The sequence below is a fragment of the Pseudomonas sp. zbq_18 genome, from assembly GCF_043102245.1.
GTDB lineage: Bacteria > Pseudomonadota > Gammaproteobacteria > Pseudomonadales > Pseudomonadaceae > Aquipseudomonas.
Map to the genome: position 1 here is coordinate 363,117 of NZ_JBICIT010000022.1, position 15,163 is coordinate 378,279.

Sequence of the window (15,163 nt, forward strand, 5' to 3'; positions counted from 1 at the left end):
ATTGTCCCTCGAAATACCTATTTTCAGGCCCTGACAGCGGCGCGGGCTGACGACTGCCGTTTTGCCGATTAGCCTCGAATGTGCAGCACTCGTCGAGCGCTGTCCTGCCATCGATAACAACAATTTCATTGCCGAGCGAACGCCGCCTGCGCAGCGCCATTTTTTCTGGCCCTGCCGCCGGGCGCGTCGCGTCGTTGCGCGAACGATGGCTCCCGTCGTGATCAGGTGAGAAGGAACGCAGATGAAACAGCTCAGCCCCATGGACTCGCACTTTTTCTACTTCGAGACGCCCAACCAGCCGATGGTCATCGGCAGCCTCTGGCTATGCGACCAGAGTGCCGCGCCCAACGGCATCGTACGCTACAAGGAAATCCTCCAGTACGTTGGCGATCGCCTGAACACCACCTCGATGTTCCGCCGCCGTCTGGCCCAGGCACCCTTGCGTCTCGACGACCCCTACTGGCTGGAAGACGAAAGCTTCGACCTCGAATACCACGTACGCCATGTCGGCCTGCCGCAGCCAGGGGACTGGCGCCAGCTGTGCATCTTCACCGCGCGCACCATGTCGCGCACGCTGGATATGGATCGCGCGCCCTGGGAGATCTACATCATCGAGGGGCTGAATAACGTCAAGGGCGTTCCGGAAAACAGCTTCGCCGTGCTGATCCGCTTTCACCACGCCTATGTCGACGGCAAGTCGGCGCTGGAGCTGAGCACCGCGCTGATGGAAGACACGCCGCAGCACGAGTTCGGCAAGCGCAGCAACGTCGAGTACGTCGAGCGTGTGCCGACGCCGCTGGAGATGTGGGCGCGCACCACGCCGCGGTTGATCGGCCAGTCGCTGCGCAGCCTCAAGGCCGGTCTTGGTGTTACCCAGAAGAGCGTCGAGCTGCTTGCCCAGCTGCGCGGCGACGCCCGCCCGGAACAGCGCCGCGTGCCGCAGACGCTGTTCAACACGGCGGTATCGCCGCACCGCGCCTATGGCGGGCATGTCTGGCGCCTGCAGGACCTCAAGCGCATCCGCAAGCTCAACCCTGACGCCTCGCTGAATGACGTGATCATCAGCATCATCGGTGGCGGCCTGCGGCGCTACCTGCTCAAGCACGACAAGCTGCCGACCGAGGGCTCGCTGGTGTCGATGTGCCCGGTATCGCTGCGTGCCGAAGAGACGCGCAAGGATGGCGGCAACATGATCTCGGCCATGTACATCGCCATCGGCACCGATATCGACGACCCGATTACCCGGCTGGCCGCGGTGCATCGCAGAACGCTGCGCGGTATCCCGCTGGCCAAGGATGTGCTGTATGACCTGGGCAACTCCGCCGGTGAGCTGGTGCCACCCTCCGTACGCGCCATGGCCGCCTGGGTGCAGGCCAAGACCCGCCTGCTGAGCCGTGTACCCTTCATCAACACCATCATCACCAACGTGCCGGGCATCCCCGGCACCGTGCCGCGCTACTTCGCCGGGGCGCGGATTCTGTCGATCTTCCCGCTGGTGCCGGTGTGCGACGGCATGGCCATCAGCCACGGCATCACCGGCATCTACGACAACATCAACCTCGGCGTGCTGGCCGACCGCAGCGTGATGGCGGACATGGACTTCTATATCGGCTGCATCGAAGCCTCCACCGAGCAGTACCTGAAACTGGCCGAGCAGCAGGAAACGCAAGCTGCCCAGCAGGCCCTGAATGCGGGGGCTGAGCCTGTAGCGGCTACCAGTACCCGCCAGCCCGCACCGCGCGCCAGCGCTGCCCGTCGCCGCAAGAGCGTCGCCGGCGCGGTGGCCGGTGAGCACCGTGAATGAACCCAGCCGGGAGGTGAACGAGATGGTTTTTGCACGACTGCAATCGCGGCAGCTGCTGAAGAAGATGGATGCCGCGAAAAACTATGCCGAGTGGGTGGAGCAGGCCACGGCCTTCGATCAGCAGAGCGGCATGAGCGACTGGAAAAGCTCGGATGCCAGCAAGAGCTATGACTACCGCTCGATCCGTCAGCGCCTGGACCTGATCCGCGACCTGCGTTTTCGCCAGGACTATCACCAGTTGCTGTTCACCCTCAACGAGGGCATCCACGGCAACGTCGGTGGCATGGGTAAGCCGGCGCTGTACAACAAGGCCAAGTTCGGCACCAAGAACCTGATCCACCAGTTTGTTCGCGAACTGTGCGGCGCGCTGCAGGACATCGACGAGGTCGACGAGTCGATCATCTCGCAGCACGACAAGGAAGATTTCTTCATCCGCGCCGGTCACTGCTACGGCCGCTCGGCGCTGATGCTCAGCGGTGGGGCGGTGCTCGGTTTCTTCCACGCCGGGGTGGTCAAGGCACTGTTCGAGCAGGATCTGCTGCCGGACATCATCTCCGGCTCCAGCGCCGGCTCGATCATCGCCGCCACCGCCTGTACCCACACCGACGAGGAACTGTCGCACCGCCTGGGCATCGACAACCTGCACCACGAGGTTGACCAGACCTCGTCGATCCGCCCCACGCTGTCGCCCTTCGCCAGCCGCAACCAGCCGATGGATGCCAACAACCTGCGCGAATACCTGGGCAAGATCATTCCCGATCTGACCTTCCAGGAAGCCTTCGCCCTGGCCGGGCGCAAGCTCAACATCACCGTCACCGGCCTGGCGCCGGAGCAGGCGCCGCGCCTGCTCAACGCCATCACCTCGCCCAACGTGCTGATCCGCTCGGCGGTGATGGCCTCCTGCGCCATCTACGGCATCTACCCGCCGGTGACCCTGCAGTGCCGCAATGCCAAGGGCGAGACCGTGCCTTATCTGCCGGACTTGCGCTGGATCGATGGCTCCTTCGTCGACGACCTGCCGGCCAAGCGCCTGACCCGCCTGTACGGGGTCAACCACTTCATCGCCAGCATGACCAACCCGGCGGCACTGGCCATCACCCCGGACCCGGACGCGCCGGGCAATGCGCTGCGCAAGGTGTTCAACTACCAGCGGCGGATCGTCAAGAACGCCACCACCGAGATGCTCAAGGTCAGCCGCGACCACCTGCGCTTCAAGTCGCCGGCGCTGAACATGATCCAGCACCTGAGCTACGGCGTGCTGGCCCAGGATTACACGGCGGACATCAATATCTTCCTGCGCAACCGCTGGGACCATCCGCTGCGCCTGCTGGCGCCACCGTCACGCCAGGCCATGCTACGGCTGATCCGCGAGGGCGAACGCGCCACCTGGGAGCGCATCGAGATGGTGCGCAATTGCACGGCGGTCAGCCGCACCCTGGATGACATCCTGCATCGGCGCGGGCTGGAGCAGTGAGACCGGCTCAGAACCTATTCACGATCTGCTGCGCGTCGGCTAAACGGCGTTGAAAACAGCCTCGGGCTGCTCATTTACCACTCGTAAACTCCGCGCCCTCGGCCGTTTTCGCCACCGTTCATCTCTAGCTCGCGAGATCGTGAACAGGTTCTCAGCCGTTCCAGCGCCCCGGCGCGTAGGAGAACACCGGCAGCGACCAGTGCCAGCGGATCGCCGCCAGGCGCAGGACCAGGCCGCTGGCGAAGGAGGCCAGCAGGTTGAGATCCTCGTCGACACCGAGGTGACGCAGGCCGAGGTAGAGCAGGGCGACCAGCAGCGAAACGCTGGCGTACAGCTCGTGGCGCAGCACCTGGGGCAGGCGGTTACAGAGGATGTCGCGCAGGATGCCGCCGAACACGCCGGTGATCACCCCGGCCATCACCACCACCGGCAGGGCATAGCCGAGTTCCAGGGCGACGTTGCAGCCGATCACCGTGAAGGCGATCAGGCCCATGGCATCGAGCAGCAGAAACAGCCGGCGCAGGTGGTGCATGAAGCGCGCGATGAGCATGGTGAACAGGCCGGCGCAGATGGTCAGGTAGATGTAGCCGGGATGCTGGGTCCAGCCCACCGGGAAGTTGCCCAGCAGGATGTCGCGCACGGTGCCGCCGCCGAGGGCGGTGATGAAGGCGATGAGGGCGACGCCGAACAGATCCATGTTGCGCTTGCCGGCGGCGAGCGCGCCGGACATGGCTTCGGCGGTGATGGCAATCAGATAGACGTAGAGCAGCACACAGAACTCCTGCGTTGGCAGGCATTGGCAAAACGTTATCGAGGCAGCCTGGCCTAGGCAAAAACAGCCGAAACGTAGCGCCGCGGAGTAACAGCCGCAGGCTGGCCCGTAGGGCGAACGTAGTGAGTCAAAAGCGCAATTTACGAGCTGTAAATGAGCACTTTGAGGCTGCTTTTAACAACGGCCAGGCAACGCAGACAGTTTTGCAAAAGCCTGTAAGTGCCTCTCCCCCTGTCCTCTTTACCTGAGAGTTTGCGCGGCGCGGCCGCTTGCCCCTTCGGTGGGTCGCGCATGGCGACCGCTCTCCAGACGGCTATGTCGGAATCTCGCAGTGCTGGGCCTGAGCGATCATGGGAGTTTGCGCCTTCGGCGGAGGCGCATGCGGCGCCTCGCTCTCCTGCGAGGGCGCGCAGTATAGGCAGGCCCGGATCTCAGGCCAACTGGCGCAGCAGCAGGGCGTGCTGCAGGTCGATGTCCGCCGGTAATGGCAGGTAGACGGTATGGCCATCGCCGGGGGCGACATCGGCGCTACTGCCGTCGGCCTTTTCCAGCGCGCCGAGAATGAAGCCAAGGTTGCCGTGCGGCGTCATCAGCTCCAGGCGGTCACCGACAACGAAGCGGTTCTTCACCCTCACCTCGGCCAGCTCGCCACGCCGTGCGCCGGTCAGCTCGCCAACGAACTGGGCGCGCTCCGAGACTGAGTTGCCGCGCTGGTAGTTCTGATACGCGTCATGCACATGGCGGCGCAGGAAACCCTCGGTGTAGCCACGATTGGCCAGCGATTCGAGATCATCCATCAGGCTCGGATCGAAGGGCCGGCCGGCCACGGCATCGTCGATGGCGCGGCGATAGGCCTGGGCGCAGCGCGCCACGTAGAAGTGACTCTTGGTGCGCCCCTCGATCTTCAGCGAATGCACACCCATGCGCGTCAGCCGCTCGACGTGCTGGATGGCGCGCAGGTCCTTGGAGTTCATGATGTAGGTGCCGTGTTCATCCTCGAAGGCCTCCATCAGCTCGCCGGGACGGGTGTGATCTTCCAGCAGGAACATCCGCTCGGTCGGTGCGCCCTGACCGAGGGTGGGCTGGCAGCTTTTGACGATGGCGCCCAGCGGGTCTTCCTGGCCCTCATGCGCCTGGTACTGCCAGCGACAGGCGTTGGTACAGGTGCCCTGGTTGGGGTCGCGCTTGTTGATGTAGCCGGACAACAGGCAGCGTCCGGAATAGGCCATGCACAGCGCGCCGTGAACGAACACCTCCAGCTCCATGCCCGGTACCTGCTGGCGGATCTCCTCGATCTCCTCCAAACCCAGCTCGCGGGACAGAATCACCCGGGTCAGGCCCTGGCGCTGCCAGAACGCCACGCTGGCCCAGTTCACCGCATTGGCCTGCACCGACAGGTGGATCGGCATCTCGGGAAAATGCTCGCGCACCAGCATGATCAGGCCAGGGTCAGACATGATCAGCGCATCCGGCCCCATCGCCACCACCGGCTCCAGGTCGCGCAAGAAGGTCTTCAGCTTGGCGTTGTGCGGCGCGATGTTGACCACCACGTAGAAGCGCTTGCCCAGCGCATGCGCTTCATCGATGCCGATCTGCAGATTGGCATGATCAAATTCGTTGTTGCGTACCCGCAGGCTGTAACGCGGCTGCCCCGCATACACCGCATCGGCGCCGTAGGCGAAGGCATAACGCATGGACTTGAGGGTACCGGCGGGGCAGAGGAGTTCGGGAGCTGAGAGCAAAGGCATGGCGGCACGGGCATCTGAAAACGGGCGCAGATGGTGCCCGCTAGCGCACCGCCAGGTGTTGATCCAGCGCAGCCCTCAGTGCGATGGCGAGCGAATCAACCCGAGTAGGCCGAGAAACAGCGCCCGTCCCAGCAACAGCTTGGCGAAGAAGAACAGCACGTCGACCGCCCCACTGACCTGCCCTCCACCCGTGACGGCCCCGGCAACACCCGCGCCGCCGAGCAGTAAACAGAGAATCGAAAAAGCGAACACGACGAGTGCGCCGATGAGGGGCTTGTTCACGGTTTCCATTCTTGGAAGTGCGGCATGGGCTAGTAAGTAATGATTTTTGGCGGGTGGCTAATGAGGGGCGTCAACTTCGTAAGAAACTCGCTCTCATCGCTGAATGTATTCAGTTTCAGCAAGTCCAGAAACCACTCGGCATTCAGCTCGACGAAGATATCTCGCCATCTGGCCAGCGCTGTGGTGTCTTGACGAATCTCCGCCCCCATGAGGCCATGCCCTTTTCCTTCCATGAATAGGAAGGATCGATGCACGAAGCTATAACCTATGACTTTTGGCCACTCGGAACTGTGGGACTCTGCTGGATAGGGATCTTTTTCTGCAACGACGTAGTAGTGCTTCATTAGTCTTTGGCGTGAAATTTACCTCACGGCTAACAGCCATGCCTCGCATTGTTTGAGCTTCTCATGATCAGACATTTTGTGAGAGATTTTCTTGTCGAATTCTTCTCATCTTTTTTGATAGTAATAGACCAGGATAAAAAATTCGGATGGTCTGAAAATTGCAATATTTTAAATCCGCAGCGTACGGCTACATCATATAGTTCGTTCTGATTCACTGACATTAACCCTAAGCATATAGTTAGATGGTTGGTGCTTTCCTCAAGTTTTTTGCTGGCAGAATATCTGCGTGCCGCCACAAGCTATATATTTGTTGGGTAAATCTTTACGAGGTTAGCTTCTAATTTTATTGATTTCGGTAGATCTTTGGGTATTCCCGATACTTCGATTAAGGTCACTAATCCTCCTAGCTTAATAGCGGCACAGCCATCACTATCGTAATACAGTAGCTCCGCAGTAATACTGGCGCCACAGTCAAATAAGGGCTTTATGCTGGGCGCCGCAGCGGCTCCCCATATGTTTTTCCCCCAGATGAAGTCTTCTTCAAAGTTGATTTCTACATCGTGGCTTTCTCTTTCTTTTGGAATAGCCCCAACCCAAACTGCCGAAGCGGAACCGATTGGAGATGTAAAGTTGACTACGAGCCCAGAGTCAGAGCTATGAACACTATTTATCTGAATTATCATGGCTGGCTCTTAGGTAGTGGCACACGAATCACAGTGTTATCTACATTCATTACATTATTTTGCAGGTCTAGAGTCCAAGTCTCTTCATGGTAATGATGCTTTGTTGGTTTGCTCGTCATTTCATGATCCCCATAGCGAATGCTACGTTTGCCATCTGCAGAAACAATCCTGTCAGGATCAGGCTGACCAGTCCTCGGGTGTATGTTTGTGTGTGGCCCGGGGCCTAGAAACTCATCCCACTTGTCTGTTGCCTCCTGAGGCTTTACTGGCTTAGGCCCATAGACCTCATTGTGATAGCCGCGCTCAGGAGTTGGAGCTGATGGTACTTGTTCTTCAGTGTTTGGTTGGCTATTCGAATTTTGATCTGTCGCCGGGCATTGACCTGGGGTCGTGTGTAAACCCAGCGGATCAACCCATCCTGTCGGGTTCGGCACGTACTGGTAGTTATTCAGCCCCCCAGCCAGCTTGATCGGATCCGGAGTCAAAAACGAACCCGTACCAGGGTTGTAGTACCGATGGCGATTGTAGTGCAGCCCCGTTTCGGCATCGAAATACTGGCCCTGGAAGCGCAGCGGATTGTCGATTTCCTCGACTTCCACCTTGGCCAGGCTGCCGTAGGCCCGGTATTTCACCGACCAGAGAATCTGCCCCCCCGCGCTGGTCAGTTCCTGCGGAGTGCCCAGGTGGTCGAGTTGGTAATAGATGGGCTTGGCGGACTCTCCATCGCCCTGCAGCAATGCCAGGGGGCGGAAGGTGCCGGGTTCGTAGACGTAGCTGCGGTAGTGCGCCGGGCCGCTCTCGGCGATCAGGCGCTCGCCCTGCCAGAGGAACTCGGTGGTCTGGCCATCCAGCGTCTTGGCGATGCGTCGACCGAAGGCGTCATAGCGGTACTGCACGCGGCGGCCATCCGGCAGGTTGGCGGCGATGAGCCGATGCTGGCTGTCGTACTGGTACTCGGTGACCAGCTTCTGCCCGGCTCCACGGCGTTCGCGCACCAGATTGCCGAAGGCGTCGTAGTTATAGTGGCTGTCGCCCTGCATCAGCAGGCGGTTGCCCTGGACGTTGGCCAGCCCCTCAGGGGTAGCCGTGTTCTGTGCCAACAGGGTACCGGCGGGATCGTGGGCGAAGCTCTCGGGCAGGTCGCCGCGCACCACCACCAGGCGGTCCAGTGGGTCGTAGTGGAAGCTGCGGTTGCCCTTGCTTGAGTCCTCGATGGCGGACAGGTTGCCGCTGGCATCGTAGTGGTATTGGCGTCGCAGCAGCTGGCGCTGTTCATTGCGTAGGCGATGGGCCTGCAGCCGGCCCTGTTCGTCGTAATCGTATTCGCTGAGCAGGGCGCCCTGGCGCCGATAGCGCTCGCGGCCCTGCTCGAACTGGTGACGGCTCAGCGATTGGCCATTGAGGTCGATGCCTTCCAGCTCTCCGCCCGGGCGGTAGCGGTAGTCGAGGCGGCTGCCATCGGGCAGGCGGCAGTGGCCGAGCTGGCCGAGGGCGTCGTACTCGTAGCGCAGGGTGGCCCAGCCCTGGTGCTCCTCGACCAGGCGATCGCGCAGGTCATAGGCGTAGGCCAGCGGCCATTGCCCGTCGTCGACACTGATCAGGCGACCCAGGCCGTCGTAGGCGTAGTGGATCTGTTCGCCATCGGCCAGGGTCTTGACCAGCAGGCGGCCGGCGCTGTCGCGCTGGTAGGTGGTGATTCGCTCGCTGCCGTCCTCGGCGAACTCCTTCTTCTCGATCAGGTGACCGGCGAGGTCGTAGCGGTAGGCAGTCCTGCGCCCGTCGAAGCCGGTCTCCTGGCTGATCAGGCCGTTGGGGTGGTAGTCCAGACGGTAGTGTTCGCCGCGCTCGTTCTCGATATCGGTGAGCAGCAGGCGCGCATTGTCGTAGCGGTAGCGCAGCTGGCTGCCGTCCGGATTGATGCGGCGGCTGACCAGGTGCAGGCCGTCGGCGTACTCGTAACGGGTGACCCGACCCTGCTCGTCGCGCTCGCTGGTGACCTTGCCGTAGGCGTTGTAGCTGTAGGCGCGGCTGGCGCCGCCGGGCAGGGTGACCTGGGCCAGTCGGCCGACGGCGTCCCATTGGTATTGGGTCAGCGCGCCATGCTCGTCCAGCCGGGTGATCTGGCGGCCGAAGGCGTCGTAGCGATAGCGGCGGATGCCGCCGGCAGGCAGTTGTTCCTCGATCAGTTCGCCCTGGGCGTTCCATACCAGCAAGTGCTGGCTGCCATCTGCATGGCGGATTTCCAGCAAGCGGCCGCGGGCATCGTAGCGGTAGCCAGTGCACTGTCCGAGCGGGTCGATCTGGGTGGTGATATCGCCCTGCTCGTTGCGCTCGTATTTCCACACCGCCTTGCCGCGCCGCACGCTATGCACATGGCCGTCGAAGTAGCTGTAGTGAACCGGCTCGCCCTCTGCGGGAATCCGGGCCTCCAGGTGCCCGGTTTCGTTGTAGCGGTATTCGGTGATCGCACCAAGCGGGCTCTGCTCGGCGACCAGCTGGCCCTTGTCGTCGTAGCTGCGCAGCGTCTCGCCGCCGTCCGGATCGACCTGACGTACCAGGCGAGCATTCTGGTCATGGACGTAGGTTTCCTCGCTGCCGTCGGCGTTGACGACGGTGACGCTGCCCTGGTCGCCCCAGACATAGCGAGCGTCCATCTGGCCGAAGTTGGCCCAGTGGTGCACGCAGCGCGCCTGCTTGCCCTGGCCCTGCCACTCCCAGTAGAAGGCCGCGCCGCCGGCCAGCCGACGCTCGAGAATCACGTGCTCGCTGTCGTAGCGATAGTGTTCGGTCTCACCCAGGGCGTTGCTGGCGGCGATGAGTTGGCCCAGCTCGTTGTACTGATAGCGGCTGAGGGTCTGCACGCTGTGCCAGCTGTCCTCCTCGTTCTCCGCCGGACGCTGGATCTGGTAATCCACGGCGACGATGCGGCGGCCCTCGTAGCGCAGCAGCAGGGCACGCCCGGCGCCACTGAGGCGCTGCGGGCGTCCGGCCAGATCGCGACTGAGTGCGAGGCGATTGCCATAGGCGTCGCTGATGGCGATCAGGTAGCCACCCTGGGCATCGCGGCGGAAGTGATAGAAGCGCGGCGTCTTGCCGGCCTGGGCCAGGATCAGTTCAGCAGGGTCTTGGCCCAGGTAAATGGCCGCGCGGGACAGGCGATTGGTGATCGCTGGGCGCTGTTCGCTGGGGATTGGGAAACTGGTGCGGCGATTCTCGTGATCGGTCCAGATCAGGCTCTCGCCTTCCAGGTCGAGGCGTTGGGCCAGGCTGTGGCTCCAACCGAACCCCAGGCCGCAGTCGAGCTCCGCGGCGCTGGTGCGGTAGAGCCTGTCCCAGGCGAAAGGCAGCAACCCTTCCAGGGTGCCGTCGGTGAGGGTGAGCAGCTCCTCGCCCGTGACCATCGACACCGGGCAGTTGTTGGTGCAGGTCTTGTCGGCCTGGTCCGCGGGCTTGTCATTGGGGGTCTTGGAGGGGGCGGAAGCATCGTCCACTGATTCGCTTTTGCCTACGCGAAAACCGTCTTTCTTCTTGCCGCGAACCACGCTCACTGCATCTTCAATCGTCTCGTCGATGCCTTGGGGGGCGCTCTGTATCCGCAGGGGGATTTTGGCCGAACTGTTCACCACCGCCGTGCCACTGGCGATGAGTGGCTTGGCCGTCTGGGCATGGGCACCGAGCGGATAACCGCGGCTCAGGTCGATCAGTTCCTGCATGCTGTTGAGCAGGGCTTTGCTGCCCTTGCTCGCGGTTTTCAAGCCTTTGACCGAGAGCCGGAAAGCGATGCCCATGCCGCCAGACAGAACGATGCCCAGTAGGACATTAAGCAGGATGCCGCTTTCCAGCGTTGAATACATTTCGGCGACTTCAACGGGAGGCATCAGGCTTATCCAGCACACGATAGTGCTGGCGTAGAAGAACAGCAGTGGCTCGTCATGCAGCATCAGCATTGCTGTATGAAGCAGCTCTTTGGCCTGTTGCTTGATCTTCTGAAAGTCCGCTTCGGAGATGAATTCCAGCAGCTTCTGCTTGTACTCATCCAGATTGGCGAGCATGTGGATCAGGTTCTTCACGTCGTCGATGATGTTCATCATCGCGTGACCCGTGCCGGCCAGAAATGCTTGGTTGATTTCGGCAAGGCGGCGTGGATCGCCAACGGGCGACATCATCAGCCAATGCGCATCGATGCTGCTCGACCACTGTTGCATGAGCCAGGCGTGGAGCTGGCCGATCACGCCTTCATAAGACTTGTACAGGGCATCCAGCTCGGCCTGGCCGACATTGGGGTAGAAGCGCACCCGGTAGTTCTTGTTGGGCGTACAGCCGGCAATGGATGCCTTGCCGTCGGCATCGAGCTTGCCGCTGAATTTCTGCGGTGCGCCGCCAAACAGGCCGGTGATTTCCTCCAGTTCGTAGGGCGTATTGCCGATCGGCACGAAAGAGGCTGTTTCGAAGCGGTGCAGGAGGTTGAGCTTGCCGTTGACCGGACAGGTGGCGTAGTGCTGCACCTGCTTATTGTCCTTGTCGCGGCTGAGTGACAGGACTTCATTGCCGGCGCTGTCGGTCAGTTTGAGTTGCTGCTCTACATCCAGCAGCCACGCCGTCTTCCAGTCCTCGGCAAAGGTCTTGTAGTTGTCGAGCAGATTCTTCCTGAACTCATCGATCACCCGCTTGCCATCGGGCTTCTCCGCGTACAAGCCGTGGAGCGTGAATAGAAACTTGGCAATCGTTGTTTCTTGCATCATCACGAGGCGTCCTTTGCCAGCAGCGCCAGTAGGCGCTCCTTGGTTAATTCATCCATGGGGTTGCTGCGCACATGGCGTTCAACCTTGTGCTTCAAGTTGGCCGCGGGAAGCGAAAAGTAATGCGTGGGGTGCTCTTCCAGTAGCCACTGCATGAGGTTGTCGACCAGCGTGCTGGGATCTTCCTGCATGAGTGCGTTGACTAGTCCTGGCGGAACCTGCCACCAGGGGTAGGCCTTGGCTGCGTGGATGAGTTGCGCTGCGACCTGAACCCTGTAGCCATTGACCCAATAGCTCGAGAACACCGGCAGAATGGCGGTGATCTCGTCACCCAGATGCTCCAGCGTGGGCAGGAAATAGCGGCCGTCCCAGTGGCGAAAGAACACCTCGGCGCCATCGGGCAGCAACACCTGGGTCAGGCTGCGCAGATGGTCGAGGACCAGGCTCGGTTCATGAGGCGAGAGAGCCAGCCAACCCCAGTCCTTCGTCGGGGCCTCATTGACCCAGTCGAGAAACTGGCTGTCGATCTCCAGCTCGCCCAGATAGGGCATGACTTCCTGCCAGCTGGCGTAGGGCGTGCCGCTCCAGATCGGCAGCGGCAGGTTGACGTTGTCCTGTTGATAATAGGTCTGCAGCGGGTTGGCCTCGCTGGCATTACCCATAACCACATAGAGACGCTGCCCATCCCGCCATTCCGCCTCCAGCCAGTCCCGGGGGGAAAGCGTTTCAGATGGCACAGGCACCTCCCTTGCACTTCTCGCACTCCTCGCAGAAGGGCGCGTTGCGCTTGAGGGTCTGTATCTGCGCCGGGGTCAGTAGAGCGCCGGCCTTGTCGGCATCTGCCTGCAGCAGAGCCCCGGGGCGCAGGATGGCAATGCCACTACCCGTTCCGGGCGAGCCCCCCGAGTTCATCTTGATAGTCGCGCCGCTCAGGGTCACGCCGCTGGGGTCGAGCTTGAGCCAGCTGCCGCCGCCCTTGGCGGTGAGCTCCATGCCGGCGTCGATGACTACTTTGCTGCCGGCGTAGTAGTGAATCTCGTTGCCCGCCTCGACGAACTGCCCCGTACCCAGCTTCACGTGCTGGGTGGTGGCCACGGTGAGGTGGTCGTTGGCGCGGATTTCGGTCTTGCGATCAAGGTGGGTGGTGCGATGCTCCTCGGCCTTGAGCTCGGTGTAGCTGTTGGCTTCGACGGTGTCGTGGCGCTCATGGCCGATGCGGATCTTCTGGTCGTGCTCGACGTTCTCGTCCCAGTCCTTCTGGGCGTGGATGTAGATCTGCTCCTGGCCTTTCCTGTCCTCTATGCGCAGTTCGTTGTAGCCGCCTCCGCCGGGTGAGCTGAGGGTCTTGAACACCGTGCGGGTCTTGTTCGCCGGCAGGTCGTAGGGCACCACATGCTCGGCGTGGTACAGGCAGCCGCTGACCAGGGGCTGGTCGGGGTCGCCTTCGAGGAAGGTGACCAGTACTTCCATGCCGATGCGCGGGATGGCGATGCTGCCGTAGCGGTCGCCGGCCCAGCTGGAGCTGACACGCAGCCAGCAGCTGGTGGTGTCGTCGGCCGCACCGATGCGGTCCCAGTGGAACTGCACTTTCACGCGGCCATATTCATCGCAGTGGATTTCTTCCCCCTTCGGCCCGGTGACCACGGCGCTCTGGCTGCCGAGGATGCGTGGCTTGGGGTGGTCGAGCGGCGGGCGGTAGGGGATGTCCCATGGCGTGGCACTGAAGCGGTTGCGGTAGCCCTGGTTGAAGCCGTCGTCGGCTTGGCCTTCTTCCTTGCGGCCACCGAGAAAACTGGTTATGGACTCTTCCAGCACCTGCGGTTGTTTACCTTCGTGGTGCACTTCATTGAGCAGCCACAGCTGGTTCCAGTCGCTGCGCGGATGCTCGCCGAGGTTGAGGAAGTGGCCGGTGCGCAGCAGCGGCTGGTCGCTCTCGCCCTCGGCCAGCTGATGGTCGCTGCGGTGGCGCTCCAGGGCGCGTTGGGACAGATGCTTGCCGCGCGCGCGTTCGGTGAAGCGGCCGGGGTAGTCGTAGTCTTCCAGGTCGGGCTTGGCGTCGCCCTTGTGGGCGGCCTCCAGCTGCAGGCGTGGCTTCTCGAAGTCGTAGTCGCGGCGGGTGACGCGGCTGGTGCGGGTGGCCAGGCGCAGGGTGAAGCGCTTGATCACCGGGTCGTCCGCCACCAGGCCGCTGTCCTGTTGGTAGGCGGTGCGCGCCAGCTTGGGAAAGCCGGTATGGTCGTCGCCGAACACCAGCACATGGCCTTCGGACGAGTGCTGGAAGTGGTAGTGAATGCCTTCTTCCTCGCACAGGCGCTGGATGAAGTGCAGGTCCGTCTCGTCGTACTGCACGCAGTAGTCGCGCTCGGGGTAGACCGCACCGAGCTGGAAGCGCTGGCCGCTGCCGTCGAGGATGCCGTGCTCGCTCAAGACTTGCGCGACGATCTGCGGCACCGTCAGGTGCTGGAAGATGCGCTGGTTGGTGCGGTGGCCGAGCCAGGCCAGCTGCGGGCGCAGGGTCAGGTGGTAGCGGGTCAGACGCTGGCCGGAGTCGCCTTGCGCGGCGCTGTGCACCAGGGCGTGGATGCCGTTGCCCTGGGCATCCAGGCTCAGGAAGGCCGGCTGGCCGAGCAGGGCGTCGAGGTCGAGATCGGGGCGTTCGCTGACCAGGGTCAGCTCGAACACGAAGGGCTGGCTGAGCGCTTCATGGCCGGTGAATTCGAGCACCTGCAAATCGTGCTCGACAGCAGGCAGGCTCAGGCTGAAATGGGTCTGATTGGCGGGCGCGAACATCCGTGTTTCCTTCTGCCGAACGGGCATCGGCCAGTCGCGCTGGCCGATGGGGCAGCTCGCGTACCTGCGAGCCCGGGCATTGTCGGGGATGCGCCACGGCGTTGCCGTGACGCAGGGGGCAAAAACGCCCCGCCCCGGATCTCCGTTGCTTAGGCGGAGATCGGCGAACGCCAGTCATCCGAACCGGAAGTGCCGGACACTTCGTGGGTCCAGACGATCTTGCGGTAGGTGAAGTAGACGTCTTCCAGGTGCGTGAAGTGGGCCATGTTCGGGTCCTGGCAGTTCGGCATGCGCGACTGCACGTCGACGATCACGGCGTCTTCCAGTTCGATGGTGAAGTAGTGCTCCTGGGTACCGGTGGAGCTGGTGCGGTACCACTCCAGGCGGCACTTGGACAGGCGCTCACCGGAGGTCAGGGAGTTGAAGATCAGCGGCGAGGACTTGTCGAACACCTTGGTGATCATCAGCGGCTTGTGCACGCGCTGGCCGGTCGGCTGGCCGGACTGCGGGTCGCGCGGGATGATGAC

Annotated in this window: 11 protein-coding genes and 2 riboswitches; of the genes, 2 read left to right on the forward strand and 9 right to left on the reverse strand. The window is 62.3% G+C overall.

The features are described from left to right. The first annotated feature begins 241 nt into the window (after positions 1–241). The gene (locus ACF8C6_RS18275) at positions 242–1,804 is read left to right on the forward strand and encodes a wax ester/triacylglycerol synthase family O-acyltransferase (RefSeq protein ID WP_392500596.1); all 1,563 of its coding nucleotides are present in this window, start codon (positions 242–244) and stop codon (positions 1,802–1,804) included. A 22-nt stretch (positions 1,805–1,826) separates the two neighbouring features. Beyond that, positions 1,827–3,278, forward strand: coding sequence for a DUF3336 domain-containing protein (locus ACF8C6_RS18280; protein WP_392500598.1), 1,452 nt, complete (start codon positions 1,827–1,829; stop codon positions 3,276–3,278). A gap of 151 nt (positions 3,279–3,429) precedes the next feature. Here ACF8C6_RS18280 and ACF8C6_RS18285 read toward each other — a convergent pair whose 3' ends face one another. From ACF8C6_RS18285 to ACF8C6_RS18325, 9 genes are all read right to left on the reverse strand, one after another. Next, the gene (locus ACF8C6_RS18285; RefSeq protein WP_392500620.1) at positions 3,430–4,008 is read right to left on the reverse strand and encodes a trimeric intracellular cation channel family protein; all 579 of its coding nucleotides are present in this window, start codon (positions 4,006–4,008) and stop codon (positions 3,430–3,432) included. Positions 4,009–4,271: 263 nt separating this feature from the next. After that, positions 4,272–4,369: riboswitch (glycine riboswitch) on the reverse strand. After that, positions 4,370–4,460: riboswitch (glycine riboswitch) on the reverse strand. Between the two features lie 21 nt (positions 4,461–4,481). Next, positions 4,482–5,798, reverse strand: a complete 1,317-nt coding sequence (yegQ, locus tag ACF8C6_RS18290; protein ID WP_392500599.1) for a tRNA 5-hydroxyuridine modification protein YegQ — start codon at positions 5,796–5,798, stop codon at positions 4,482–4,484. 75 nt (positions 5,799–5,873) lie between these two features. Next, positions 5,874–6,080 carry a hypothetical protein gene (locus ACF8C6_RS18295; protein WP_392500600.1) on the reverse strand — a complete coding sequence of 69 codons (207 nt, stop codon included), beginning with the start codon at positions 6,078–6,080 and terminating at the stop codon, positions 5,874–5,876. A gap of 29 nt (positions 6,081–6,109) precedes the next feature. Further along, positions 6,110–6,424 carry a hypothetical protein gene (locus tag ACF8C6_RS18300; RefSeq protein WP_392500602.1) on the reverse strand — a complete coding sequence of 105 codons (315 nt, stop codon included), beginning with the start codon at positions 6,422–6,424 and terminating at the stop codon, positions 6,110–6,112. Between the two features lie 299 nt (positions 6,425–6,723). Continuing rightward, on the reverse strand, positions 6,724–7,107 hold the full coding sequence (locus ACF8C6_RS18305) for a hypothetical protein (protein WP_392500603.1): 384 nt from the start codon (positions 7,105–7,107) through the stop codon (positions 6,724–6,726). After that, positions 7,104–11,849 (reverse strand): RHS repeat-associated core domain-containing protein, encoded by a 4,746-nt coding sequence (locus tag ACF8C6_RS18310; RefSeq protein ID WP_392500604.1) that lies wholly within the window; start codon positions 11,847–11,849, stop codon positions 7,104–7,106. Before ACF8C6_RS18310 ends, ACF8C6_RS18305 begins: the two co-directional genes overlap by 4 nt. Continuing rightward, a complete protein-coding gene (locus ACF8C6_RS18315; RefSeq protein WP_392500605.1) occupies positions 11,849–12,583 on the reverse strand; it encodes a DUF4123 domain-containing protein in 735 nt (244 codons plus the stop codon). The genes ACF8C6_RS18310 and ACF8C6_RS18315 overlap by 1 nt, the downstream gene beginning before the upstream one ends. Then, positions 12,573–14,636: a type VI secretion system tip protein VgrG gene (locus ACF8C6_RS18320; RefSeq protein ID WP_392500606.1), complete on the reverse strand. Its 2,064-nt coding sequence runs from the start codon at positions 14,634–14,636 to the stop codon at positions 12,573–12,575. Before ACF8C6_RS18320 ends, ACF8C6_RS18315 begins: the two co-directional genes overlap by 11 nt. Before the next feature lie 149 nt (positions 14,637–14,785). Then, positions 14,786–15,163: Hcp family type VI secretion system effector (locus ACF8C6_RS18325; RefSeq protein WP_392499952.1), on the reverse strand; the 378-nt coding region annotated here is incomplete at its 5' end.